The following is a 25220-nucleotide window of genomic DNA, read 5'->3' as shown; positions in this document are numbered from 1 at the left end:
CTCGGGTCAGGCAGGCAAGGGGAATCAGGTGGGCTGTTGCTGGGTCATGCAGTGGATGCCACCGCCGTTCCAGCAGATATCGGTGATATCGACCTGCACGATCTTGCGATCCGGAAAGGCAGCGGCAAAAGTCGCGCATGCGGGGTCGTCTGTATCGGGCGTGCCGAAATACGGCATCACCACGCCGCCATTGGCAATATAGGCATTCACATAGGATGTGGCCGTCGTGTCGGTGGGCGCATCGTATTGCCAGGCTTCATGGATCACGGTGATCTCGATCTCGTTGCCATCGGCATCGGTCTGCCCGCGCAGCGCCGCCAGGTTTTCGCGACAGACTTTTTGGTGCGGGTCATCGGTGTTGGGGTTGTCCTCAAAGATCACATGACCGGGTTTGGTGAAGGTCAGAACCCCGTCGATATGGCCGTCGGTGATCCATTCATCCTCGTCGCCGGGCAACCAGATCACCTTGCGCGCCCCAATGGCGTGGAACAGTTCCCGCTCGACATCCACGCGGGTCATGCCCGCATTGCGGTTGGGATTCAGAAAACAGGTTTCGGTGGTGATCACCGTGCCACGCCCGTCCGAAATCAGACCGCCGCCTTCACCGGTCAGCGGCGATTGATAAAGCGGCAGACCCAGATGATTGACCAAATTGGCCCCGATATCTGCATCGCCCTCGGTGATCGGAAACTTGTCGCCCCAATTGTTGAAAATCAGGTTCGACCCGATGATCGCGCCGCTCTCATGTTTCACAAAAAGTGGCCCCGTATCGCGAAGCCACAGGTCGTCCTGCACCAGCGGTACCACGTCGATATGGGCGGGCAGTAGGGCGCGCGCCTTATTGGCCACCTCGGGGTGTGCCAGCACGCGCACCGGCTCAAACTCGGCAATGGCGGTGGCGATGGCCACAAAGGTTTTCTCGACCTCGGGCAGGTGCTTGCCCCAGACCTCGGGGTCATCATCATGCGCCCAGGCCATCCAGCACGCGGCATGAGGTGCCGTTTCGGCGGGCATGACAAAGCCCAACTCTCCGGGCGATTTGCCTGCGGTCAACTGCTCTTGCAGGTCGCTCATGCCACCGGCTCTTGCTGGGTGATGCAATGGATGCCACCGCCGCCAATGGCGATGGGCGGAATGGCGACCTGTGTGATGCTGCGCTCGGGGAACAGGTCCTGAAATACCTCGGCGACCAACCCGTCTTCCTTGATGCCATATCTGGGCATGATCACCCCGCCATTGCAGATGTAGCTGTTCACGTAAGACTCGCAGAACATGTCGTGATCATCCGGCGCATCCATCGCGTCAGGCACCTCGATCAGCCGGATGGGGCGACCCTTGGCATCGGTCTGGCCTTTCATGAACTCCAGATTGGCCAGCTTCTTGTCATACCATTCATTATCTGCGCGCCCCGCCCCTTCGATCAGAACCACGCCGGGGGCCATGAACATGGCGATCCCGTCCACATGGCCGTCGGTTTCATCCTCAAGCTCATTGCCCGGCAACCACAACACTTTGTCACCGCCCAGCATCTGTTTCAGCTCTTCTTCGATCTGCTCGCGCGACCAGTCCGGGTTGCGGTTGGCATTTGGAAAGCAGGTTTCGGTGGTCAGGATCGTGCCTTCGCCATCAATCGAAATCCCGCCGCCCTCGGCAATCAGCTCGGATTGAAAGATCGGCACGCCAACCGCCTGCAAAATCGCATTCGATGCTGCCTCGTCCCCGTCAAACGGGTCATATTTCCCGCCCCAAGCGTTGAACCGGAACGACGCGCCCGCGCGATTGCCTTTACCGTCGATCAGGAAATTCGGGCCCGCATCGCGCGCCCAGCTGTCGTCAATCGGGTGTTCCAGAATGTCGATATCACTGCCCAGCATGGATTTGGCCCCGGTCACATCGTCGGGATGCACCAGCATGGTCAGCGGCTCGTGCGCGCGGACGGCATGGGCCACGTCCACATAGTTGGCGCGTGTGACCTCCATGTCATCCCATACCTCGGCGCGGCAGGGCCACATCATCCACGTGCGCTCATGCGGGGCCCATTCGGCAGGCATGTGGAAACCGGATTGCTTGGGGGTCAGGGTCATGGTGGCCTCGTCTGAGAAAGTTGAAGAATTCTGCTCAACAGCTTAATGATGAAACGTGTTTGCCTGCAAACGCGTAATTCTGATCTAAATGGCAAGAATACTTCATGAATAATCCGTATCGCCTGCTTCCTCCGCTTGGATCGCTCGTCGGGTTCGAGGCCGCTGCGCGCCTCGGTGGCTTTGCGCCCGCAGCGGATGAGCTGAACGTGACGCAATCCGCGATCAGCCACCAGATTCGCACGCTTGAGGCGCATCTGGGCCAACCGCTGTTTCATCGGGTTGGGCGGGGGGTCGAACTGACCGATGCGGGGCGCGATCTGCAGGGTACCAGCCAGGCCGCGCTTGAACTGATCCGCCAAGGCGTGCGTCGGCTTGAGGCCTATTCCAAGCCCGGCTCGGTGATCCTGCACATGCCGCCCAAGCTGGCCGGGCCGTGGTACAGCGCCCATCTGCCTGCCCTGCGCCGCGATCTGCCCCAGATCGAACCCTGGTTGCATAGTGCTGCGGGTGAGGTCGATTTGTGGGAGGCCGAGTTTGACATCACCCTGCGCCCCCGCCCGGCCCAGGAAGAGGGCGAGCGCAGCGTCCCTTTCCTGCGTGAGAGGCGGCAACCCCTGTGCGCGCCGTCCATGCTGAACTGGTTCACATCCGCCCCGGATGAGGTGCCGTTGATTCACGATGAAGAACCCGAAGACTGGCAGGCCTGGTTTACTCTTGCCGGGATTGAACGGGGCGCGTTTGCCGCCGGTCTCAATTTCTCGGACCCGTCATTGGCCACGGACGCCGCCGCGCGGGGGCTGGGCGTGTGTCTGGGCGATCCTGAACTGGCGGCCGAACGGATTTCGCAGGGGGCTTTGGTGCGGGCCGATGATCTGGCGCTGGAGACCGATCGTATTCTCTATCTTGTTGCTTTGGAACGCAATCTTGAGCGCACTTCGGTGCGACAGCTCTGGGACTGGCTGGTGGCGCACGCCCCGGCCGGGCGGCTCTGATCCCCCTTCATGGGTATCGACCCCGGCCTGCATAGTCTGGCACAGTAAGGTCCGATCAGCGGAGGTATGTGATGAACAGACGGCGATTTCTGGCAACCGGCGGCGCGGCGGTGACCACTGCGATTGGTGCGTCTGCGGCCCGGTCAAACCCGTCGCTGGATTACTCTGAAACCGGGGCGAAACTGATCACCGGCACTCCGACGGTAGACGGGTTTTCCTTCCCCGCCGAATGGGCGTGGCACGAACGCACCCTGATGCAGTTCCCGCCGCCGCAGAACTGGTACAGCAGCCAGCTGAAACAGGCCCGTCAGGAATGGGCCGACGTGGCCAATATCGTGGCCGAGTATGAACCGGTGACCATGGCCGTGCGCGCGCAAGACAAAAAAGCGGCGCAAAAAATGCTGTCCTCCCAGATCGAATTGATCGAGATGCCGCTGAACGACGCCTGGTCGCGCGACAGCGGGCCGATGATTGTCAAAAACGCCGCCGGACAGCGCCGGATCGCGGGCTTTACCTTCAACGGATGGGGCGGAAAATTCCCTCCCTACGACGATGATATGTTGGCCAAGGGCCGGTTTGCCGCGCATCTGGACATGCCGATCTATCGTTCGGATATGGTAATGGAAGGCGGGGCCGTGGCCCTTGACGGGCAAGGGACGCTGCTGACCACCGAGGAATGCCTGCTGCACACCAATCGCAACCCGGGCTGGTCCAAGGCGCAGATCGAGGCCGAATTGAAGGCCCAGCTGGGCGTCAGCAAAATCATCTGGTTCCCCAAGGGGTTGACCCCTGATCCGATCACTGATGGACATGTCGACGGGATGGCGGCCTTTTCGGAACCCGGCGTGGTGCTGTTGCACACGGCCGATGATCGCTCGGACCCGAATTACAAGATCACGCAGGAGGCCAAACGGATCTTGCAAGACAGCACCGATGCGCGAGGGCGCCCCTTTGAAGTGGTTGAGATTCCGCTGACCAGCTATGACCTCGTGCATATGAACTTCTACATCTGCAACGGTGCGGTGGTAGTGCCGGTGTCGGGCCGCTCGGAAGAGGATGACGAACCGCTTGCCATCCTGCGCGAGATGTTCCCAAGCCACCGGGTGATCGGCGCGTCGGGTCGGATGATCGGCGGTGGTGGTGGCGGGGTACATTGCATCACCCAGCAAGTACCGGCTTAAGCGTCCTTCACCGCCTTGTCGTATTTGATGAACGGGACCTTGGTGGCCAGCGTATCATAGAGTGCTTGGGCGGTGTGGTTAGTGTCTTCGGTGTGCCAGTAAAGCGTGGTGACACCCTGCGCCCGGCACCGCTCGGAAACGGCGTCGATCAACGCCCGGCCCACACCTGCGCCGCGTGTACCCGGATCAACAAACAAATCCATCATGTAACAGGTGTCTTCCACCGTCCACATATCGCGGTGAAACAGGTAATGCGCCAGGCCAACGGGTGTGCAGTCCAGCACCGCGATCAGGCCCTTATACTCGTTCGCGGCATCCGACATCAGTCGCGCAAAGCTGCTATCAAAGACTTCGGGTGTCAGGGTGGTTTTGTAAAACGCCAGATAGGCGGTCCACAGCCGGGTCCACTCCGCTCGGTCAGACGCCTCAAGCGGGCGGATGATCAGATCACGGCTCACTGCGGAACCGCCGTTTTGCCATCCAGCGTGTTCAACGCTTCGTACATGTGCGGGCGGCGATCCCGGAACACGCCCCAAGTGCTGCGATAGACGGCAGCCTCGTCCAGATCGACAGTGGCGGTCACAAAGGTTTCGTCGACCCGGTTGGCATCAACGAGGATTTCACCGGTGTACCCGGCGATAAAGGATGTGCCGTAGAAAGTACCGGTGTCTTTATTGTCCGTCTCGGCGCCCACGCGGTTTGAAGCGACCAGTGGGATCATATTGGCCGCTGCATGACCCTGCATGGTGCGTCTCCAGTGGCCACTGCTGTCCAGTTCCGGGTTGTTCGGCTCTGAACCAATGGCCGTCGGGAACATCAGGACTTCGGCCCCTTTCAGGGCCAGACACCGTGCGGCTTCTGGAAACCACTGGTCCCAGCATATACCACACCCCAACCGGCCATAGCGGGTTTCGACCACGTCGAATCCTATATCCCCGGGAGAAAAATAGAACTTTTCTTCGTATCCCGGTGCCTGTGGTATATGGGTTTTGCGATAATTCATCAGGATCGTGCCATCGGCATCGGCAATAGCCAACGCATTATACCGCGCCAGCCCGGCCTCTTCATAGTAAGAGATCGGCAGGACAACGCGCAGTTTTTGCGCCAGTTGGGAAAAATGCTGAACGACTTTGCTGCGGTCTGTCTGTCGGGCCAGGTTCAGATGCTCATTGGTCTGCTCAACACAGAAGTATGGCGTCTCGAACAGCTCTTGCAACAGGATCATCTGAGCGCCAGCCTCAGCTGCGGCAGTGACCAGACTCTCGGCCTTGGCGATATTGGCATCAATGTCCCAGCTACAGGCCATTTGCGTGGCGGCAAGGGTGACGTTCCGCATGGGTCTACCGCGCCTCCACATAATCTTTGATCGCGCCAGACAGCGCCTCGATTACTTCATCACATTGCTCTTTGGTGATGATCAGCGGCGGGGAAATGACAATCCGGTCGCCCACCGGGCGCACGATCACACCGCGTTCGACACAGCCCTTAAAAATCTTCTCGGACGCGCCACCGCCCAGCGGCGCTTTGGTGCCCTTGTCGGCCACAAGGTCGATGCCCAGCATCAAGTGGCTGCCGCGCACATCGCCCACCACCGGCAGGTTCATCAGCGACTTGGCCGCATCTTGCAGATAAGGCCCCACCTCTTGCACATGAGGCAGCATCTGTTCGCGTTCCATAATCTCGATATTCTTCAAAGCGGCGGCACAGGCCACCGGATGCCCGAAATAGGTCAACCCCATCGAAAACACCCCGCCCTCGCATTGCGGCTTGGCGATGGTGTCGTAAATCTCGGATGAAATCAGCGTCGCCCCCAACGGGATGTACCCCGAGGTCAGCCCTTTGGCGCAGACCAGAATGTCAGGCGTGTAGCCATAGATCGCGTCCGAGACGAACCATTCGCCCAGGCGGCCAAAGGCGGTGACCACCTCGTCCGCGATATAAAGCATGTCGTATTGCTTGCAGATCTCGTAGATGCGCTTGTGATAGCCATCTGGTGCCACCAGAACACCACCTGCGCCCATGATCGGCTCGGCAATGAAGGCGGCGCAATTGTCGGGGCCCAGCTGTTGAATGCGGCTGTCGAACTCATGCACGAGGAAGTCGCAGTATTCTTCGTCGCTCCACGCCTCGGGTTTGGCATAAAGATTGGCCTCGGACACATGGTGGATGAAATCCTCACCAATCCGGTCAAAGCCGTATTTCGTGCCGTGAATACCGGTCAGCGAGGCCGCCACATAGGTCGCCCCGTGATAGCCATTCTGGCGTGAAATGATCTTCTTTTTACGGGGCTGACCCTTCATATCGAAATAGTAATGCACCAGCCGGATGGCAGCATCATTGGCGGTGGACCCGCCACATGTGTAGTAGACGTGGTTCAGATCACCTGGTGCCAGCTCGGCCAGTTTGGCCCCCAGCAGCGAGGCGGGCACATTGGTGCTATGACCGAACGGATTGTAATACTGCATGTCCATCACTTGTTGCGCGATGGTTTCGGCCATTTCCTTGCGACCATGACCGATATTCACGCACCACAAGCCCGCGATGGCATCAAGCAGGGTTTTGCCATTGGTGTCGATGACATGCATGCCTTCGGCCTTCTCGATCACCTGGCTGCCCTCGTCGGCGAAGCTGGTAAAATCGGTGTAAGGGTGCAGAAGGTGGGCGCGGTCTTTTTCCCACGCGGTGGCGCTGTCGTGACAGGTCATTGGGGTCTCCGGGTGGCAGGGTGCAGAACAAGGCACAGTGTCGGTCAGCATAGCGATCCCCGGCAATCCCCCACAAGGGGTAGGGCAATGCCGATGCGAGGCGCTAGCCCAGCAGCGCCAACCCGGCATAAAGGCTGCCGCCTCCCGCCAGAATGGCCAGCAGCACGTTGCGGGTTAACACGCCCACGGCCAGCGTCATGAAGGCCGAGATCATCCGCGCCGGATCAGGATCACCGCCCGTCGCCTCGGGCCACAGCACCAACGGGGCCACCAACGCTGGCAGAACGGCCACACCGGTATAGCGCAGATGCCGCAGGATCCAGCCGGGCAGGGGTCGATCGCCGATCACGCCGATAAAGATAAAGCGCATCAGATAACTGCCGATGCCGATGCTCAGCATCACGATCCAGAGGGTGGAGGTCTCGATCATGTGCCGCCCTCTGTGCGCCGGTCCAGCCGCAGTTCGACCTGTGCGCCGGTCATCATACCTAGGAATCCGGCCACCAGAATGCCCAGCGAATAGGGCAGAAAGGCAAAGACCAGCGACATGATCACGGCGACGATGGCCGCGGCCACATGCGCTGGGGTGCGCAACATCGGTGTGATGATCGCAAGGAATGTGATCGGTACCGCAAAATCCAACGCCAGGCTGTCTGGGATTCCCGCGCCCAGCCCTGCCCCCACCACGGTGCTGCCATACCAGAACGGCACCACGGGCGCGGCCACGCCGAAGAAATAGGCCAGCTTGCAAGCCATGCCCCAATCGCGGTTCTTCTCGTATTCCACCACCGAACAGGCATAGGTCTGATCCACCACGAAATAGGCCGCCACAGCCCTTTGCCACAATGGGGCCGCCCCCAGATGCGGGGTCAATGCGGCGGAATACATGGCCATGCGCAGGTTCACGGCGAGGGCGGTAATGATCGCGATCAGGGTCGGGGCATCTTCGACCAGTAATTGCAGGGCGGCAAACTGGGCCGCGCCTGCCAGTACCATGACCGAGAAGGTCAGGGCCTCGAAAACGCTCAATCCGGCCTCGGCAGCGACCACGCCAAACAGCGTCGAAAACGGGATCAGCACAAGGATAAACGGGGCCCCGTCGCGGATGCCGTGCCAGAAAACGGATTTGGTGGTTGGACTTGGCATAGGGTGGCCATAAGTTAGACGTGATCTGGCTTCTGGCCTAACCCTCTGACGGAGAAGATGCAATTGGCCCAGCGTGATGATGTGAGCGACTATTTGATTGCCCCTGATCCGGGGGCGGCCCGCCTGACCCGCGCGGTTGAGGGGGTGGATCATGACGGACAAACTACGACAATTTCGGTGGTCGAAGAGCGCCCCCTGACGATTTTCCTGAACGGGCAGGAAATCGTGACGGCCATGACCATCGGCGATTATCCCGACTACCTCGCGCTGGGTTTCCTGCGCAATCAGGGCATGTTGCAGGATGGCGAAACCGTCACCGGCGTGGACTATGACGAGGACCTTGAAACCGTCGTGGTGCGCACCGACGGGCAAACCACCTATGAGGAAAAGCTGAAGAAAAAGACCCGCACCAGCGGCTGCGCCGTGGGCACGGTGTTTGGCGATATGATTGAAGGACTGGAAGACGTGGTTCTGCCGGAAACCCAGGTGAAAACCTCTGACCTTTATGCGCTGGCCTCGCGGATCAACCGCACGCCGTCCTTGTATCTCGAGGCGGGCGCAATCCACGGCACCGTGCTGTGCGAAGGGGCGACACCCCTTGTTTACATGGAAGATGTGGGCCGTCACAACGCAGTCGATAAAATCGCAGGCTGGATGCTGTCCGAAGGCGTCAATGCTGACGGCAAACTGCTTTATACCACCGGGCGGCTAACCTCGGAAATGGTGATCAAAACGGCGCTGATGGGCATCCCCGCGCTGGCCTCGCGCTCGGGCTTTACCGCTTGGGGGGTCGAGATTGCCCGCGAAGTCGGCCTGACCCTGATCGGTCGGATGCGTGGCAAACGATTCGTGTGTCTCAGTGGGGAAGAGCGGCTGGTGCGTGATGCTGATCCCAATGCCGTTCCGGAAGAAGATCGCAAACATCGCCGCAAAAGCGCGTAAAGAGTTAATGATGCAAGACGACTCCATTGATCTGGAATTTCAGCTGAGCCGCGAAGATATGCGTGACGCTGTCTTCTGGGTGTCGCAAGACGTCGGGCAAAGTGGCGGTCTCGCTCGACAAGTGGTTACGATGGTGGGTGTGGCAGGCGGCGCAGGCGCGGTGGTCTTTGCGGTCACTTCGTTCCTGATACCCAGTATTCACCCGGCGCTGGCCACCTTCTTTTTCTTCGTCGGGGCATTGGCGGCATTCGTGGCGATCAATATCAGTTTCGCGCGACAGGTTTCGGCTATTGTCGATGCGCAAATGCGGCTGGATGGCGGGGTGATGCAGATGCATTTCGACGCGGACGGGCTGACGTTGAAGACGGAACACTTAGCCAGTCGGATGATGTGGTCTGCGGTGGATGAGATTGCAGTGATCCGCGACCGTTTGATTGTGCTGCGGATGGGGGCTGTCGCCCATCTTATCCCGACCGGGGCTGTCCCGGACGGCATGTCCTCCGCCGTGCTGGTAGAGCGGTTAAATCAATGGAAAACAGCATGACTCGACCTTTGGGTGTCATCCTGGCCGGTGGCCTGGCCACACGGATGGGCGGTGGAGACAAAGGTTTGCTACCGCTGGGCGATGGCACCTTGTTGGATCAGGTGATCACGCGGCTGGCCCCGCAGGTGGCTGGCATGGCGCTGAATGCCAATGGCGATGCCAGCCGGTTTGATGCGGTCGGCTTGCCGGTTCTACCCGACAGTATCGAGGGCTTTGCCGGACCATTGGCCGGTATTCTGGCTGGTCTCGATTGGGCCGCCGAGCAGGGGGCCGAGGCGATTGTTAGCGTCGCCGCCGACACACCGTTTTTTCCAACCAATCTGGTCGATCACCTGATCGCCACCTCTGATGGTCAAACCCATCCGCTGGTTCTGGCCGCTACCCCGCGCGCCGAGGGTGAGGAAACCAAATCCATGTCCCGTTCCGGCCTGATCCGCCATCCCACCTTTGGCCTCTGGCCCGTGGCGCTACGCGATGACCTGCGCGCTGCCTTGCAGGATGGGCTGCGCAAGGTGGTGATCTGGACCGGCAAACATGAAGGGCGCGAAGCGGTGTTCGATGCCCCCGGCGCGCCGTTTTTCAATGTGAATACGCCCGATGATTTGATCCGGGCACAGGCAATGCTGGAGACTGAGACATGAAGCTATACGGTGTCGTAGGGTGGAAAAACGCAGGCAAAACCGGTCTGATGGAACGGCTTGTGGCCGAGATCACCGGGCGCGGCATCACCGTGTCGACCATCAAACATGCTCATCACAGCTTTGACGTCGATCACCCCGGCAAAGACAGCTATCGCCACCGCGTGGCGGGGGCAACCGAAGTCCTTCTGGCTTCGCGCAAACGATTTGCCCTGATGCATGAAATGCGGGGGAAGGATGAGCCGACATTGGACAAGCTGCTGAGCAAACTGTCCCTCGTCGATCTGGTGCTGATCGAAGGCTATAAACGCGAAGATCACCCAAAGGTCGAGGCACATAGGGCAGAAACCGGCAACCCGCTGATCGCGCCGGATGACCCAAGCGTGCACGCCGTGGCCAGTGACGTGCCACTTGATCTGGACCGTCCGGTCTTTGATCTGAACGACACCAAGGCGATCGCCGATTTCATTCTGGCCGAGTCGGGTTTGTGATACCTTTCGACAGTTTCGCCATGATCGACTGGTCCGGCGGAAATGACACCGGACCCACCCCGCGCAAGGATGCGATCTGGATGGGCGTGGTGCGTGCCGGGCACGAAGATCCACCGCTTTACCTACGCAATCGTATGGAGGCCGAACAGGCGATCTGCGATCTGATCGACACTGAACTGGCTGCAGGCCGCCGCCTCGCCATCGGGTTCGATTTTCCCTTTGGTTATCCCCAAGGCTTCGCCCGCGAGCTGACCGGAAGCGATGATCCTCTACAGCTTTGGGACTGGCTTGAGGCACGGATTGAAGACGCCCCAAACGCAAATAATCGCTTTGATCTGGCCGCATCGATCAATGCGATGTTTCCGGGCACTGGTCCATTCTGGTTCAACGGGCTGCACCGCGACATCCCCGGCCTGACCCGCAAGGACACGCGCGCAGGCCATGGTATGCGTGAACGCCGCGCCTGCGAGGAGCAGACAAAAGGCGCATTCACCTGCTGGCAGCTGGGAGGGGCCGGAGCCGTGGGCGGGCAGGTTCTGACCGGCCTGCCGGTTCTGGCCCGTCTGCGCCGTCGCTATCCAGACCATATCGCGGTCTGGCCGTTTCAGCCGCTAGACACACCTGTCGCCCTGATCGAAATCTGGCCCGGACTGATCAACGCGTCGGTCAAACGGGCCGAGGCGCAGGGAGGTATTAGAGATGCGCATCAGGTGCAACTGCTGGCCCGCGCCCTTTCTGGCCTGTCCCCGGACGCCATGAAGCGCCTCTTGACGGTTGACGCCCCCGAGGAAGGGTGGATCATGGGGCTGGGCCATGAAGACATATTGGAGAGCGCTATCACCGACCCCTTGAAACCCCCGCCGCTGCGCGACGATTGCTTTGCCCTGCCCGCCGGGGTGGACTGGACGCCGGTGGATGACGCGCTGGCCCTGTTGCGCACCCGGTTGCGCCCGGTGGTGGGGCAGTCTGAGCATGGGCTGGAACAGGCCTTGGGCCGGGTGCTGGCTGCGCCGCTGATCGCCCAACGTTCAAACCCGCCACAGGCCAATTCGGCGGTGGATGGTTATGGCTTTGCCTTTTCCAGCATTGGATCGGGCGATCAGGTGGTGCCTCTGGTCGAGGGGCGCTCGGCCGCTGGTGTGCCCTATCCCGGCAACGTGCCGGCTGGTCATGCGATCCGCATTCTGACGGGTGCTGCGGTGCCGGAGGGCGTTGATACGGTGATCCTGCAGGAAGATGTCACGCTGGGCGACGGCGAAATCGCGTTCCGCGAAGGGGTCAAACCCGGTGCCAATACCCGCGAGGCGGGTGAGGATGTGGCCGCCGGACAGCCGATCTTAGAGCCGGGCCGGGTGCTGACTCCTGCCGATCTGGCGCTGGCGGCGGCCACGGGGCTGAGCCGGGTGACCACCTATGAGCCGCTGAAAGTGGCGATCCTGTCCACGGGGGATGAGATCAAGGAACCGGGGCAAGAGGCGGGCGAAGGGCAGATTTACGATGCCAACCGCCCCATGCTGGCTGCCATGGTGCGCCAGTTCGGATATGAACCGGTGGATATGGGCATCGTGCCGGATAACCGCGAGACGTTGCGCCAGACCTTGGACCGCGCTGCGCATGAGGCCGATTTGATCCTGACCTCGGGCGGGGCATCCTCAGGGGATGAAGATCACGTCTCGGCCCTGCTGACCGAGGCGGGGGCGATGGCCGAATGGCGGATCGCGCTTAAACCCGGGCGGCCCTTGGCCCTTGGTGTCTGGAACGGCACACCCGTCTTCGGCCTGCCGGGCAATCCGGTCGCGGCGCTGGTCTGTACGCTGATCTTTGCGCGCCCGGCGATGCACCTATTGGCCGGTGCCGGGTGGCGCGCGCCGCAGGGCTTCACCTTGCCTGCCGCCTTCCGCAAGAACAAGAAACCCGGACGGCGAGAATATCTGCGCGCGCGCATCCGTGAGGGCAGGGTTGAGGTCTTTGCCTCGGAAGGGTCCGGGCGGATCAGCGGCCTCAGTTGGGCCGACGGTCTGGTTGAAATCGGCGACGAGGCGCAGCAGATCACGCCCGGCGATCCGGTGCATTACATCCCGTTCTCAAGCTTTCTCTGAGCATAACAAAAAAGGCGCGCCCCGATCCGGTGCGCGCCTTCGAAAACTCTTAACGAGTGGTGGATTTAAATACGGAAAAATGGCTGTGCCAGACGCGGCAACATGCCTTTGAAGCGCAGGGGCGCGTCGGTTGCGGCCAGACAAATGCAATCTGCCCCGATATCAGCCACAGGCGTATGGTTCATATCTTCGTTGGCAATCTCAATATCACCGGGTCCAAAATGATCCGACTCGTCCGAAAAAGCGCCTTGCAGCACCAAGGTCAGCTCGGTTCCGCGGTGTCCATGATCCGGTACTGCAGACCCGGCAGGAATAAATAGCAGGCGTGCGGTTGCATCTTTGGATGTGGGCAGGATTGCCTGCTTCACACCCATCCCGACCGAGCGCCATTTCACGGAATCCAGATCACCACCGATGTAATCCTGCAGCGGGATTGGCAGAACCCCGGCCCGCCGCTTCGGCACGGTAATCGGCTGGTCTGATCCATTTGCAATTCGCGCCATCGTGGCCTCGAAACTATCGGGAGCCAGTCGGGCGGTTTCACTCTCTTCGATCAGGGCACCGCCCACACTGTCATAAGCGCCAAGGCGTGCGCGACACTCATCGCACATCGAAATATGCGTGGCGACTGTCAGGCCGAATGCCTCGGGCAGGGACCCGGCAGAATACGCCATAAGCAAGGCGTCTGAAAGATGATGTTTGATGGCTGTCTTCATGGCTTTATCACTTCATTGTATGGCGCAGGCGGTCCAGCGCCAGTCGAATTCTGGATTTGATCGTGCCCAGCGGCAGACCCGTTTCATCAGCGATTTCGCGATGACTGAGGTCTGAAAAATAGGCCTTCTCGATCAGCTCCCTTTGCTTGTCGGGCAGCGCGGCAATCGCCACGCTGAGGTGTTCACTCTCTTGTTGCAGGGCCAGGGCGTCTGCCTGATCCGGTTCGTGGTCCGGACCCCAGGTCAGTTCCTCGGGTTCGGGTCGTCTTTGCTTGCGGATCGCGTCGATGCGACGGTTCCGCGCGATGGTAAAGATCCATGTTGCCGCGCTGGCACGGGCGGGATCAAAAAGATGTGATTTCTTCCAAAGTGTCGCCATCACGTCCTGGGCACATTCCTCGGCCATGGCGGCATCCGCCCCCGATCGGATCAGAAACGCCTTCACCCGAGGGGCGAAGTGCCGAAACAAGCGCGCGAATGCGTCCTGATCCTGTACGTCGCGGACCCGTGCGATGCAGGCCACCCAGTCTTCGTTTTCCTTTTCCTTCTCGATCACACGCGCCCCACCGGTCTTTCTTCTCTGCGTCAGGTTTGACTTAGCACGCGGAACTGCAGCGGGCGAGGGGCCTGATGGCGCAACATGGTCGAGCGTATCGGATTCACTGAACATGAGATAAATACGGGGCAGAGGGCGATATGGATCACATGAAGATATAAAATAATTCTTTCTCATCCATTTTCGGTCGGCCATCGTAGAAAAAGTAACATTCCCACGACAAGGACACGACTTAATATGCCATTTGAACAAGGCAGGGGCTCACGTCCCTCAATCGCCGTTATCGGTGCCGGTATCTCGGGAATGGGGGCAGCTCACACGTTGGCGGACATGAATACCGTAACTTTGTTTGAGGCAGAGCCCCGATTGGGCGGCCATGCGCGCACGGTGATGGCTGGCAAGAATGGGGATCAGCCTGTCGATACCGGGTTCATCGTGTTCAACTACGCCAACTACCCCAATCTTACGGGCCTGTTCGACAAGCTGGATGTGCCGGTGACCAAAAGCAGGATGAGCTTTGGTGCATCCGTAAAAGGCGGGGCCATCGAGTATGGTTTGGACGGCGCACGCGCCTTTTTCGCGCAGAAGCGCAACGCTCTCAACCCGAGGTTCGTCGGCATGCTGCGTGATATCTTCCGCTTCAATGCCGATGCACTGAATGTGGCGCGTGGTCAGGAGCTGACCATTGGCGAGCTGCTGAGCACGATGAAACTGGGCCGGTATTTCCGCGACTATTACCTTCTGCCATTTTCCGGTGCGATCTGGTCCACCCCGACCGAGCAAATCCTCGATTTCCCCGCTGATGCCATGCTGCGATTTTTCGAGAACCACGCGTTGTTGGGCTATGACGGTCAGCACCAGTGGTACACCGTGCAAGGCGGATCGACCGCCTATGTCGAGCGGCTGGACCGTGCGATGCAGGCTCAGGGAGTCGAGCAGCGTCTGGGGTGCCCGGTCGAGGCGGTGCGGCGCCTGCCCGACGGGGTCGAGGTCAAGACACCGGGGTCGGAGTGGCAGCGGTTTGACGAGGTCGTTTTCGCAACCCATTCCGATCAGGCCCTCGCGATGCTGACCGACGCAAGCGAGGCCGAGCGGGTCAATCTGGGTGCCGTGGCCTATCAGCCCAACGATGTGGTGTTGCACGCCGATGCCTCGGTAATGCCAAAACGCCGCGCCGTCTGGTCATCGTGGAATTATGCCGAGGCCCCCAGCAAACGCGACGGTCAGATCGACATCACCTACTGGATGAACTCGCTGCAAAGCTTCATCCCCGCGAATGATCCGCATTTTGTGACCCTGAACAGCACGCGTCCCATCCGCGATGAACTGATTTACGATCAGGTTACGCTCAGCCATCCGGTGTTTGATATCGCCGCGATGCACGCACAAGAACGTGTTGCCCATGCCAATGGCACCAACAACACCTGGTTCTGCGGTGCTTGGATGCAAAACGGATTTCATGAAGACGGGTTGACCAGCGGGTTGAACGTGGCTCAGGCGATCCTTAACAAGTCCGTTGTTGTGCTTGCGGCGCAATGATTGGGATTGATCATATCGCGGGCCAAACCTGGCATGGGCGCAAAGGCGAGATTGATAACGCCTTTCGCTATAGCATCGACTATGTGATCGCCGATGCCGAGGCGAAGATGCGTCCGCCCGCCTTGTTCGGGCGCAACCGGCGCGGCCTTGGTTCGCTTTGGGACAGCGATCATGGGGGTGCGCCGCCCGAAGGACGTGGGGCCGAATGGGTGCGTGAGGTGCTTGACGCGCACAACCTGCCCGCGCCGGCGAAGATCGAAATACTTGCTCAGCCACGCATTCTTGGACATGTGTTCAATCCGGTCTCGTTCTGGATTTGCCGGGATCGTGTTGGCGACGTCCGTGTGGTGATAGCCGAGGTCAATAACACCTATGGAGATCGCCATTCCTATCTCTGTTATCGCGATGACCTGGAGCCGATCACCAATCAGGATCGGCTGAGAGCCCGCAAGATTTTTTATGTCTCGCCGTTTCAGAAGATCGCGGGCGAGTACGAATTCCGCTTTGACCTGCGCGACGACAGGATCGGTATCTGGATCGACCTGACCGTTGGCAATGGCGGGGTGACGGCCACGCTTGTTGGCAACCGCAAACCGCTCAGCAATCTGGGCCTGATCAAGGCCTGCCTGCGCCGTCCGTTCGGATCGCGCCGGGTGCTGGCCCTGATCCATTGGCAGGCGCTGGTTTTGTGGTGGAAGGGCGCAAAATTCCGGACCCGCCCCACCCCCCCGGCGGACGAGGTCAGCCGATGAGATTCAATGTCCCCGTCCGCGAGTGGTCGCCACGATTGCCCGGATACACCGTCTTCGCGGCGTTTTTGGCCGCGGCTGGCCTGCCGCTCTATATCCATGCGCCGAAGTTCTACGTGGATGAATACGGCGTGTCGCTGGTTGCCCTTGGCACTGTGCTGGGGCTGTTGCGGATGCTTGATTTCGTGCAGGATCCGCTGCTAGGCCGTTTGGCCAGCGTGATGCAGGGACGACGCGCCCCGACAGTTTTGGCTGCCGCCGTGATCTTGGTGGCTGCGATGTTCGGGTTGTTCGCGGTGATCCCGCCAATTGCGCCATTGCTTTGGTTTGCCGTCATGCTGACGCTGATCTTTTCCTCGTTCAGCTATCTGACAATTTGTTTTTATGCCCAAGGCGTTTCGGCGGCAGGACATTTACCGGAGCAGGGGCACCTGCGCGTGGCGCGCTGGCGTGAAACCGGCGCTTTGCTGGGCATCTGTGCAGCCGCGGTGGCCCCGACCCTTCTGGGCGGGCATGGTGGATTTGCCTTGGCCTTTGCGATCCTGGCATGCGTTGCACTCTGGGCGATGCGCGGGCAATGGCGCAGCGCCCCGGTCGAGGATCTGGGGCTTGCTGGTTTTGCACCTGTGCTGCGTGATCCGGTGGCGCGTCGGCTGTTGTTGGTGGCGCTCGTTAACGCCGCGCCCGTCGCCGTCAGTTCGACCCTTTTCTTGTTCTTTGTCGAAAGCCGCCTGAACGCATCGGGAATGGAAGGATCGTTTCTGCTGTTGTTCTTCCTGTCGGCGGCGTTGGCAGCCCCATTCTGGGGGCGGGTTGCTGAACGCTATGGGGCCAAACAGGTGCTGTTGATCGCGATGCTTCTTTCGATTGTGGCCTTCGCCGCAGCGGTCACACTGGGTGCTGGCGACATCTGGGCGTTCGGTCTGATTTGCATCGCATCAGGCGCGGCACTGGGTGCGGACATGACATTGCTGCCCGCCTTGTTCGCCCGCCGGATGGAACAGGTTTCCCCAGGGGCCAACGAAGGTTTTGGCCTCTGGTCCTTCGTGTCGAAATTCACTCTCGCGCTGGCCGCCGTCGCGCTTTTGCCGGTGCTGCAGGCAGGTGGTTTTCAGAGCGGACAAGACAATAGCGGCGAGGCGTTACGCCTTCTCAGCCTGCTTTATGGCGCGCTGCCTTGCCTGTTGAAATTTGTGGCGATTGCGTTGCTTGCCACCACTGATCTGAAAGAAAGGAGACTGGCTTCATGAGCGTGTTTATCTATTTTGCCCTCGGGGCGATGATGATGTTGGCGCTGTCTCTCTTACGGGAGCGAAAATTCGGGTTTTCTGCCCAGAAGGCGACCGATTATGACACCGGGCAGCCGCAGTTTAACCTGCGTGAGCATCTTAATGGTCCGATCAAATGCGAAGGCGTGATCTATGGCCCTCACGGGCGTGTGACTTCGCGGTTCAGCGCCGATTTCGACGCCAGATGGGAAGGCAATCGCGGCGTGATGCAAGAGCGGTTTCACTATGACAGTGGCAACGTTCAGGATCGCGAATGGCGGCTTGAATTGGGAAATGATGGCGCGATCAAGGCCGAGGCCAACGATCTGATCGGTGTTGGCACTGGTCAGCAGTTGGGTTCGGCGGTCAAGCTGAACTACAACATTCGCTTGCCCGAAGAGGCTGGTGGCCACGTTCTGGGCGTCACGGACTGGATGTATCTCACGCCCGGTGGCGAGATCATAAACCGCAGCCAATTCCACAAGTTCGGGATCAAAGTGGCTGAACTGGTCGCCACCATGCGCCGGGTCGACCCGGCCTGATGGACTGGCAGGGCAAACGATACTGGCTTGTCGGGGCAAGTGAGGGCCTCGGTGCTGCCCTGGCAGCCAAGCTCAGCGCGGCGGGTGCCGAAGTGATCCTGTCGGCCCGCAATGAAGACGGTTTGCGCGAAGTCGCTGAAACCCTGCCGGGCATATCGCAGGTTGTTCCCGTCGACGTGGCCGACCGCAAAAGCGTCGAGGCGGCAGCCCAAGCGGCGGGTGAGATTGACGGCATGGTCTTTCTGGCCGGAGTTTACTGGCCCATTGGCGCCAAAGACTGGAATGCCGAACAGGTCGAGGCGATGGCCGATGTGAACTTCACCGGTGCGATCCGGGTACTGGGCACGTGTGTGCCGCAGATGGTCGCGCGGGACGCGGGCCATATCGTGATTACCGGCTCGCTTTCCGGGTTTCGCGGGTTGCCCGGCGCGATTGGTTATGCGCCCTCAAAGGCCGGTGTGATGGCCCTGGCCGAAAGTCTGCATGCCGATCTGTGGCGCACCGGCGTACGGGTGCAACTGGCCAATCCTGGCTTTATCAAGACCCGCCTGACCGAGAAAAATGACTTTAAAATGCCCTTCCTGATGACGCCCGAGCAGGCCGCACAGGAGATGTTTGAACTGATGTGCGACGAGGGTGCGTTCGAGCGTCATTTCCCCCGCATGTTCAGCTGGGTGTTCCGTTTATCGCGGTTTTTGCCCACCTGGGCCTACAAACGCCTATTTGCGTGAGATCAAAGACGGGGCATGCGCCACCTGTGCATTCTGTGCTAAAGTACCGCGACGGGGAGGCCGCCAATGTTAGATATTTCAGTCCATAAGATTGCTCAGGTGATCCTGATGTCGCGAGAATTGGATCGCGCCGAGGGTGAGTTGCGCGCCTTTATCGAACGTTTGACCGAGGAAGAGCAGATCAGCCTGGTGGCCGTGATGTGGATTGGGCGCGAGAGTTTTTCGGCGGATGAGCTGGACGAGGCCAAGGCCACTGCCCGTGATGAGGCCACTACCCCCACCGCCGATTATCTGCTGGGTACGCCGCATTTGTCGGATCACCTTGAAAATGGGCTGGACGAGTTGGGCCTGTCTGCTGTGGATGACGAAGATGACCTGGTGCGCGGGGGCTAGGCGTACGGGGCCGATCCGGGCTATCACCGATCCCACGAGGAGCGGTGAAAGATGGATGATCTTGAACATGCGATCAAAGATGTGACGCTGGCCTCTTGGCTGGCCCTGGAGGACGATTGGTACGCCACCGGCCTGCTTGATCCCGACACGCGGGCCATTGGCGAACCTGCATATCATCAATGCAACTGGAGCTATTTGATATCCGACGGCGGCGAGAGCCTGCTGTTTGACACCGGATCGGGGCGGCGCCCGATTGCGCCCTTCGTGGGGCGCCATACAGACGGGGTGGTGACGGCTTTCCCGTCCCACATGCATTATGACCATCTGGGCGGCATAAACGATTTCGGCCCGGTGATGTTGGCCGACCTGCCGATGCTGCGCGCGCTTGAAACAGAGGGCTGGATCACGCCGCCCGAAGAGATGTTTCTTGGCTCATACGAAAACCTGCCCGCTCCCACCTTCCCCGTTGGCCAATGGAGTGCCCCGGGCGAAGTAATACCGGTTGGCACCCGGCGGCTTGAGATGCTGCACACGCCCGGCCACTCGCCTGAATCCATCTCTCTCTGGGAACCCGCCCGCGCCCGGCTTTACGCGGCTGATTTCATCTATCCCGGCGAACTTTATGCGCAGGTGCCGGGGGCGTCGCTGCCAGATTACGTCCGAACCCTCCTTAGTCTGTTGAAAACCCTGCCTAAAGACGTACAAATCGTCTGCGCGCATGGTCATGAAGAGAAGGGGGTCTATGACATGCCAGCGCTTGGCTATGGTGATCTGGAGGATGTTTTACATACCTGCGAGGCTCTGCTGGCCACAGCGCCGCACACCGGCGAGAGGCGGGTGAATGACAGGATGGAACTGCTTTATTCCGCGGAGAGTTTTTCGGCGTGATGGTCTTCTGTTGATGGCGATCAGTACCCCCGTGCGGACTCAAGGCCGCAGGCCGCCGCGCGATCGCCAGACCGCCCGCATGGGCTGGCGATTTGGTCAGGCTTGGCGCAATGCTGTGATCTTATACGGATTTGGCTGCCACAAAGCGGATCACTCAAAGGTTAGATCGCCATCCCGCGGTCTGGCCATAGCGCAGCTTTTCGGAACGACCGCATTACCAGCAAACCCACCCCTCAGCAGTGATCGACCACCTGCAGATGTTGCGCCAGCTTATCAACACCGCCAAGGAACCGGTTCACCAGTTTCGGGTCATGCGGCGCGGGGCTGACCCCGGCGGGGATCTCGCGATTAGCCACCGCCTCGATTGCCCAGGACACCGGCATCGACACCAGCCGCGCCATCGCCGTGCCGCGCGCATCGCCCCAGGCGTCCATGGTGAAGGTTTTGTGCCACACAGGCACCCCTTCCTTTTCGGCCTTGAGGGCCACGCACATCACCACGCGGTCCGGCTCGTCCTTTTCATAGGCATTCTCGGCCCAGAACTGATCTGACATCTCTTTCAGGCGGGCCTCGCCGGCCTCGCCCTGCAGGCTTTCCACCTCGGCAAACACATCCGACCACGCCTCGGCCCAGCCATTCAGGCGCAAGGTGCCGCGCACGAATTCCTTGACGCGCCAGGTCGGCTCAAACCCGTAATCCTCCATGAAGGGCAGGGAATCGCGGTTTGGGTAGACCTCAAAGCTTTCCGGGGTGTCCAGCGGTGCGATATAGGTCGAGATCGCATCCCAGGGCCGCGCCACGTTCAGCTCGGTGTAATTCTTGATCGACCGAGAGGGTGAGCGCAGCGCCTTTAACACCCCCAAAGGCGACCAGCTGAACTTATACCGGAACGGATTGGGATGTTTGGGAATACCGCCGCAATAGGAGATGAAGGACAGATCGTTCTCGGCGTCAAACGCATCTGAGGCGTGGTAATCCGCCAACAGGTGATGCGCCATCAGATGGTCGATCCCCGGATCAAGCCCGATTTCATTGACCACGCTGACACCCTTCAACAGCGCCTTGGCGTGCAACTCGCGCATCTCGGGCGCGATGTAGGAGGAGGACACGAAATGCGCGCCCTTGTTGATCGCCATGTCCGCCAGCGGCACATGCCAATCCCCGGGCAGCATCGACACAACGATATCGCCAGCCTCGGTCTGTGCTGCCAGCGTGTCGAAATCAAAGGCTTGGATATCATCCGTCAGATCGCCAACCGCCTCTTGCGCCTTATCGACCGTCCGGTTCCAGACAGTCACGTCGTGACCCGCTTCAATCAGGCGGCGCAATCCGGGGATGGCCGACAGGCCGGTTCCGCACCAATGGATGGTCATTGCATCTTCTCCTTTAACGCGCGCGCAGAATGGCGGCCACGATGATCACCATGGCTGTGACGGCGCAGATATTGGCCAATATCAACGGCCAGTCGCCGATCATCAAGCCATAGATCAACCACAGTGTCACCGTGGTCAGAAACATCAGGTTCGACGGCAGCGACAGGCCCGATACCTCGCCCTGTACCCACGCCTTCCATGCCTGGGGGATCCAGCAGATCGCGCCGATGGTCGCCGCAAGAAAGCCAATGGTCGGGGCCATTCAAAGGCTCTCGATATGGGTTTGAAACGTCTCGGCGGCCCTGCCCCACACACCGCTCTCCAGGGCATCCAAGCCTAACAGAGATGGCAACAACTGCTCGGCAAAATCCTCGGAGGATTCGACCGGCAACAGCGAGGGCAGATTGTCGATGGCCATCACATCCATGGGCGGCGCGTCATGCACACGGATAACCGGCGCGGCCCAATCGGTGGCTTTGGAATAGATCGGGACGGGGTTGTAATCGCTGTCCGGATCGCAGGCCACGTCGCCGATCACGGTCAGGCTGCGCGGTGCTGTCAACGCCTCGCGCGGCACAAAGACAGGCGTGCCGGGGCGCGCAAAAATACAGTTCAGGAACATGTTATGGGCCAAAAGTTCGGGGAAGGGCCCGCCCGATGCGGTTTCGGCCATGTCCCACTTGGTGGTGGCCACGCCCATGGCCTCGCACAGGTCCGCCGCTCCGGTGCCGACACGGCCCAAGGCGCCGATGACAATGGCGGTAGGGGCCTCCTGTCCAGCAATGTCGCGCGCCAGATCGGCCAGCAAGGCCTCTTTGCCCGAATAGGTGCTGACCGGCGGGCACACACCGCCCGCCGCCTGCGCCGCCCAGGCCTTGAGCGATACCGCCGCCCCGGCATAGCCCGCCCAATAGCCAAAAGCTGCCACGCGTCGCCCGTCAGGATCCACCAGATATTCCAGATCATAAAGCGTCCCGCCGCCAGCCTTGAACCGCTCCAGAAGGGCGCGCCCGGAATGTTGACCCTTGAACGCATGACCAAACAGGATGTGGCGATGGGGCAGGGGGGTGCCGTCCTCGGGCAGTTCTTTGAGGCCAAAGATGATCGCATCGCGCGGCGCGCTGGGCCAGCTGTTCTCGGGGGCGATTTCAGCCCCTGCATTGCGATACCCCTCCAGCGGGATGGCCCGGACAGAGCTGTCTTCGACCGTCACGCGAATCCCCGCATCAAGCAGCGCCTTGATCCCCTCGGGCATCACCCCAACGCGTTCTTCATTCGGGCGCTGTTCGGCGCGTACCCACAGATGTGTCATTGATCTATCCTTATCCGATCAGGCCCATATCGCGGGCTTTGGTGACCGACGCCCGCGCGTTCATCATGTCAAAATGCGCCGAGAGTTTGGGGTAGGCGGTGATATCCACTCCATCGCCCTCCAGCCAGGTGCAGATGGTGAACAGCCATGGATCGGCCACGCTCATGTCCGCGCCCATCACGAAGGGCGATAGTTGGCAGCTATCCTCGATAAACGCACAGCTTTGCGCCATCGTCTCGGGCACTTTGGCGGTCATATCCTTGTAGGATGCGTCGTTATCGGCCCATCGGTGCCCACGCATCTTATGGGCGTGGTTCACATGCATTGTCGCGGCCAGATAATACATCACGCTGCGCATCTGACCTGCCTGCCAGACATTGGTCGGCACAAGACCCAGCGTCGGGGCCAGTGCTGCCAGGTACTCCATGATCGCGCCCGTCTCGGTCAGGATACCGTCATCTGTCACCACCGCAGGCACCCGTCCCTTGGGGTTGATCGCGTGATACTCGGGCGTGGTCTGATCGCCCTTGGCCAGGCTGATGATTATCGGCTCGTAAGGGATGCTGGTTTCTTCCAGCAGGACAATCGTGGCCACAGAAATCGTATTGGGTGCGCAGTAGACTTTCATCGCAGGTTATCCTTCCTAGACATAGGTGCGGGCATGAGCACGATCCGGCGCATCCAGGTGCGGGGTTGCGTTAAACGCGCCCACCATCAGTTGATCATGCACATAGTTCAGCCGGTGCAGCGACGAATTCATGACCTGCAACATGATCTTGGCCATACTGCCATTCTGCAACCCTAGTGCATGGCGCATCACCATGCCGATCACCCCGCCCGACGTGACGACCAACACGCGACCCGGCTGGGCGCATAACTCGTCGATCGAGGTGGCGACCCGGGTATAAAACGCCTCGAACCGCTCGGGCGCATCCGCAATCACGTCGCGCTCCCAATGATCCAGCAGCTTCGGCAGATGGGTGGCGAAATCGCTGGGCGTTGCAGGTACGGGAATGGCGTGCTGGCCCGCCAGCGCCTCGGCAATCGAGAAATAGCTGAGCTCGTCAAACCGGGCGTCCTGCGCGGTGATCTCGTACCCCATTTCACGCGCCGTATCGGCCTGTCGCGACAGGGTGCCGGTGATCACACGATCAAAATGCGGGTTGGTCGCGGCAAGATGCTGACCCAGCCAGCGGGCTTGCTGACGGCCCAGATCAGAGAGCCTGTCATAGCTGGCCTCATCCGTGGCATGGCTGTTGGCCTGCCCGTGCCGTACAAGAATGATCTCTGCCAAAACCGGCCCCCTCGCGCGCGTGTCGGCGGCACGTTAGCCCCGGGCGCGCCCGGGTTAAAGTCTACGGCGCAATAATTCTGTCCGTCGGGTTGGAAATCCGGGCGCGCGTATCCAGATCGAAAGAAGGCAAAGGAGAAACGCGGATGGACCTCAAAGGAAAGGTGGCATTGATCACCGGCGCCTCTGCACCGCGCGGGATTGGCCGGGCAATCGCCCTTCGATTGGCGCAGGAAGGTGCTGCGGTGGCGGTGGCGGATATCGCTGGTTCGTTTCGGATCGACGACAAGGATCATGATCGTCAGGCCTTGTTGCAAGAATTGGTCGAGACGATCACCGACGTCGGTGGCACCGCTATGGCCCTGTCGATGGATGTCAGTAAAGCAGATGCTATCGCAGATTGCGTCGCCCGGATCACCACAGAACTTGGCCTTATTGATATCCTCGTGAACAACGCAGGCTCGCTTGCCGGATCAGACGCCTTCATGTCCACAACTCCCGAACAGTGGGAGGCCAGCTTTCGCGTTAACCTTCTCGGGCCGATGATGTTGTCTCAGGCGGTGATCCCCGGCATGCAGGCCAAAGGTGGCGGAAGGATCATCAATATCGGCTCGACCGGGTCACTGGGGGCGGAGGCGGGGTTTGGCGCCTACACCACGATGAAACACGGATTGGTGGGCCTCAGCAAAACCATCGCGGCGGAATTCGGGCCGGATGGCATCCGCTGCAACACCGTCTGCCCCGGCTACATCATGACCGACATGCATATGGCCGCCAATGCCAGGCTCGCGGCCAAAAATGATGTTTCAATCCCGGAAATGCAGGCCCATCGTTATGCCCATGTGGCCCTGCGTGACGCCGGTCAGCCCGACGACGTTGCCGAGGCAGTGGCTTATCTGGCCGGGCCTGCAGGGGCCTATGTCACGGGTATCAACCTGCCGGTAACGGGGGGCGTGCGCTATGGCATATGAGCGCGTTGTTCCCGTTGCCTATCGGAAACAATATCGGGCTTGGTGGCGCAAACATTTCCCGATATGTCG

The 25220-nt window shown here is 60.3% G+C and carries 29 protein-coding genes; 15 read left to right on the top strand and 14 right to left on the bottom strand.

Features of this window, described 5'->3' with window-relative positions:
* Positions 1-24: 24 nt before the first annotated feature.
* Positions 25-1074, bottom strand: a complete 1050-nt coding sequence (locus V6N02_RS10970; RefSeq protein ID WP_371225623.1) for an agmatine deiminase family protein — start codon at positions 1072-1074, stop codon at positions 25-27.
* Positions 1071-2084 (bottom strand): agmatine deiminase family protein, encoded by a 1014-nt coding sequence (locus tag V6N02_RS10965; RefSeq protein ID WP_371225622.1) that lies wholly within the window; start codon positions 2082-2084, stop codon positions 1071-1073. Before V6N02_RS10965 ends, V6N02_RS10970 begins: the two co-directional genes overlap by 4 nt.
* Before the next feature lie 104 nt (positions 2085-2188).
* On the opposite strand from V6N02_RS10965, the gene V6N02_RS10960 reads away from it, so the two are divergent.
* Positions 2189-3076 (top strand): LysR family transcriptional regulator, encoded by an 888-nt coding sequence (locus V6N02_RS10960; RefSeq protein WP_371225621.1) that lies wholly within the window; start codon positions 2189-2191, stop codon positions 3074-3076.
* Positions 3077-3147: 71 nt separating this feature from the next.
* Positions 3148-4257, top strand: a complete 1110-nt coding sequence (locus V6N02_RS10955) for an agmatine deiminase family protein (RefSeq protein WP_371225620.1) — start codon at positions 3148-3150, stop codon at positions 4255-4257.
* On the opposite strand, the gene V6N02_RS10950 is transcribed toward V6N02_RS10955, so the two are convergent.
* The 5 genes from V6N02_RS10950 to V6N02_RS10930 form a co-directional block, all read right to left on the bottom strand.
* A complete protein-coding gene (locus V6N02_RS10950; protein ID WP_371225619.1) occupies positions 4254-4715 on the bottom strand; it encodes a GNAT family N-acetyltransferase in 462 nt (153 codons plus the stop codon). The genes V6N02_RS10955 and V6N02_RS10950 overlap by 4 nt on opposite strands.
* Positions 4712-5593, bottom strand: coding sequence for an N-carbamoylputrescine amidase (gene aguB, locus V6N02_RS10945; protein WP_371225618.1), 882 nt, complete (start codon positions 5591-5593; stop codon positions 4712-4714). The genes V6N02_RS10950 and aguB overlap by 4 nt, the downstream gene beginning before the upstream one ends.
* A 4-nt stretch (positions 5594-5597) precedes the next feature.
* Positions 5598-6962 carry an aminotransferase gene (locus tag V6N02_RS10940; RefSeq protein ID WP_371225617.1) on the bottom strand — a complete coding sequence of 455 codons (1365 nt, stop codon included), beginning with the start codon at positions 6960-6962 and terminating at the stop codon, positions 5598-5600.
* A gap of 103 nt (positions 6963-7065) precedes the next feature.
* On the bottom strand, positions 7066-7392 hold the full coding sequence (locus V6N02_RS10935; protein WP_371225616.1) for an AzlD domain-containing protein: 327 nt from the start codon (positions 7390-7392) through the stop codon (positions 7066-7068).
* Positions 7389-8108 (bottom strand): AzlC family ABC transporter permease, encoded by a 720-nt coding sequence (locus V6N02_RS10930; protein ID WP_371225615.1) that lies wholly within the window; start codon positions 8106-8108, stop codon positions 7389-7391. Before V6N02_RS10930 ends, V6N02_RS10935 begins: the two co-directional genes overlap by 4 nt.
* Before the next feature lie 57 nt (positions 8109-8165).
* Here V6N02_RS10930 and fdhD point away from each other — a divergent pair, with 57 nt between their 5' ends.
* Genes fdhD through V6N02_RS10905 form a run of 5 tightly spaced genes read left to right on the top strand, consistent with a single transcriptional unit; the run spans position 8166 to position 12822 of the window.
* Complete coding sequence (gene fdhD / locus V6N02_RS10925) at positions 8166-9050, top strand: formate dehydrogenase accessory sulfurtransferase FdhD (RefSeq protein WP_371225614.1); 885 nt, start codon at positions 8166-8168, stop codon at positions 9048-9050.
* Positions 9051-9057: 7 nt separating this feature from the next.
* Positions 9058-9594, top strand: a complete 537-nt coding sequence (locus V6N02_RS10920) for a hypothetical protein (RefSeq protein ID WP_371225613.1) — start codon at positions 9058-9060, stop codon at positions 9592-9594.
* Positions 9591-10235, top strand: coding sequence for a molybdenum cofactor guanylyltransferase MobA (gene mobA, locus V6N02_RS10915; protein WP_371225612.1), 645 nt, complete (start codon positions 9591-9593; stop codon positions 10233-10235). The genes V6N02_RS10920 and mobA overlap by 4 nt, the downstream gene beginning before the upstream one ends.
* Complete coding sequence (mobB, locus tag V6N02_RS10910) at positions 10232-10723, top strand: molybdopterin-guanine dinucleotide biosynthesis protein B (protein WP_371225611.1); 492 nt, start codon at positions 10232-10234, stop codon at positions 10721-10723. Before mobA ends, mobB begins: the two co-directional genes overlap by 4 nt.
* Positions 10724-10743: 20 nt before the next feature.
* Positions 10744-12822 (top strand): molybdenum cofactor synthesis domain-containing protein, encoded by a 2079-nt coding sequence (locus V6N02_RS10905; RefSeq protein WP_371225610.1) that lies wholly within the window; start codon positions 10744-10746, stop codon positions 12820-12822.
* Between the two features lie 65 nt (positions 12823-12887).
* Here the strand turns inward: V6N02_RS10905 and V6N02_RS10900 are convergent, their stop codons facing one another.
* Positions 12888-13538, bottom strand: coding sequence for a ChrR family anti-sigma-E factor (locus V6N02_RS10900; protein WP_371225609.1), 651 nt, complete (start codon positions 13536-13538; stop codon positions 12888-12890).
* A 7-nt stretch (positions 13539-13545) separates the two neighbouring features.
* Complete coding sequence (locus V6N02_RS10895) at positions 13546-14208, bottom strand: sigma-70 family RNA polymerase sigma factor (protein WP_371225608.1); 663 nt, start codon at positions 14206-14208, stop codon at positions 13546-13548.
* 123 nt (positions 14209-14331) lie between these two features.
* Here V6N02_RS10895 and V6N02_RS10890 point away from each other — a divergent pair, with 123 nt between their 5' ends.
* The 7 genes from V6N02_RS10890 (at position 14332) to V6N02_RS10860 (ending at position 20204) form a co-directional block, all read left to right on the top strand.
* Positions 14332-15633, top strand: a complete 1302-nt coding sequence (locus V6N02_RS10890) for an NAD(P)/FAD-dependent oxidoreductase (RefSeq protein WP_371225607.1) — start codon at positions 14332-14334, stop codon at positions 15631-15633.
* Complete coding sequence (locus tag V6N02_RS10885) at positions 15630-16385, top strand: DUF1365 domain-containing protein (protein ID WP_371225606.1); 756 nt, start codon at positions 15630-15632, stop codon at positions 16383-16385. The genes V6N02_RS10890 and V6N02_RS10885 overlap by 4 nt, the downstream gene beginning before the upstream one ends.
* Positions 16382-17632 carry an MFS transporter gene (locus tag V6N02_RS10880; protein WP_371225605.1) on the top strand — a complete coding sequence of 417 codons (1251 nt, stop codon included), beginning with the start codon at positions 16382-16384 and terminating at the stop codon, positions 17630-17632. The genes V6N02_RS10885 and V6N02_RS10880 overlap by 4 nt, the downstream gene beginning before the upstream one ends.
* Positions 17629-18192 carry a DUF3833 family protein gene (locus V6N02_RS10875; RefSeq protein ID WP_371225604.1) on the top strand — a complete coding sequence of 188 codons (564 nt, stop codon included), beginning with the start codon at positions 17629-17631 and terminating at the stop codon, positions 18190-18192. The genes V6N02_RS10880 and V6N02_RS10875 overlap by 4 nt, the downstream gene beginning before the upstream one ends.
* Positions 18189-18923: an SDR family NAD(P)-dependent oxidoreductase gene (locus V6N02_RS10870; protein ID WP_371225843.1), complete on the top strand. Its 735-nt coding sequence runs from the start codon at positions 18189-18191 to the stop codon at positions 18921-18923. The genes V6N02_RS10875 and V6N02_RS10870 overlap by 4 nt, the downstream gene beginning before the upstream one ends.
* A 66-nt stretch (positions 18924-18989) precedes the next feature.
* Positions 18990-19316: a DUF3775 domain-containing protein gene (locus V6N02_RS10865; RefSeq protein ID WP_371225603.1), complete on the top strand. Its 327-nt coding sequence runs from the start codon at positions 18990-18992 to the stop codon at positions 19314-19316.
* 51 nt (positions 19317-19367) lie between these two features.
* Positions 19368-20204 carry an MBL fold metallo-hydrolase gene (locus V6N02_RS10860; RefSeq protein ID WP_371225602.1) on the top strand — a complete coding sequence of 279 codons (837 nt, stop codon included), beginning with the start codon at positions 19368-19370 and terminating at the stop codon, positions 20202-20204.
* Between the two features lie 233 nt (positions 20205-20437).
* Here V6N02_RS10860 and V6N02_RS10855 read toward each other — a convergent pair whose 3' ends face one another.
* Genes V6N02_RS10855 through V6N02_RS10835 form a run of 5 tightly spaced genes read right to left on the bottom strand, consistent with a single transcriptional unit; the run spans position 20438 to position 24183 of the window.
* On the bottom strand, positions 20438-21577 hold the full coding sequence (locus V6N02_RS10855) for a saccharopine dehydrogenase family protein (RefSeq protein WP_371225601.1): 1140 nt from the start codon (positions 21575-21577) through the stop codon (positions 20438-20440).
* 13 nt (positions 21578-21590) lie between these two features.
* Positions 21591-21839 carry a SemiSWEET family sugar transporter gene (locus V6N02_RS10850; RefSeq protein WP_371225600.1) on the bottom strand — a complete coding sequence of 83 codons (249 nt, stop codon included), beginning with the start codon at positions 21837-21839 and terminating at the stop codon, positions 21591-21593.
* Positions 21840-22889 carry a saccharopine dehydrogenase gene (locus V6N02_RS10845; protein WP_371225599.1) on the bottom strand — a complete coding sequence of 350 codons (1050 nt, stop codon included), beginning with the start codon at positions 22887-22889 and terminating at the stop codon, positions 21840-21842.
* Positions 22890-22899: 10 nt separating this feature from the next.
* The gene (locus tag V6N02_RS10840) at positions 22900-23517 is read right to left on the bottom strand and encodes a glutathione S-transferase family protein (RefSeq protein ID WP_371225598.1); all 618 of its coding nucleotides are present in this window, start codon (positions 23515-23517) and stop codon (positions 22900-22902) included.
* A gap of 15 nt (positions 23518-23532) precedes the next feature.
* Entirely contained in the window at positions 23533-24183 is a 651-nt protein-coding gene (locus tag V6N02_RS10835) for a histidine phosphatase family protein (RefSeq protein WP_371225597.1), read from the bottom strand.
* Positions 24184-24326: 143 nt separating this feature from the next.
* Here V6N02_RS10835 and V6N02_RS10830 point away from each other — a divergent pair, with 143 nt between their 5' ends.
* On the top strand, positions 24327-25151 hold the full coding sequence (locus tag V6N02_RS10830) for an SDR family NAD(P)-dependent oxidoreductase (RefSeq protein ID WP_371225596.1): 825 nt from the start codon (positions 24327-24329) through the stop codon (positions 25149-25151).
* Positions 25152-25220 lie beyond the last annotated feature (69 nt).

Origin of the sequence: Roseovarius conchicola (assembly GCF_041403425.1) — a bacterium.
GTDB classification, from domain to species: Bacteria; Pseudomonadota; Alphaproteobacteria; order Rhodobacterales; family Rhodobacteraceae; genus Roseovarius; species Roseovarius conchicola.
Note: the sequence above shows the minus strand (reverse complement) of the source record. Positions and strands in the feature narration are given on the sequence as shown.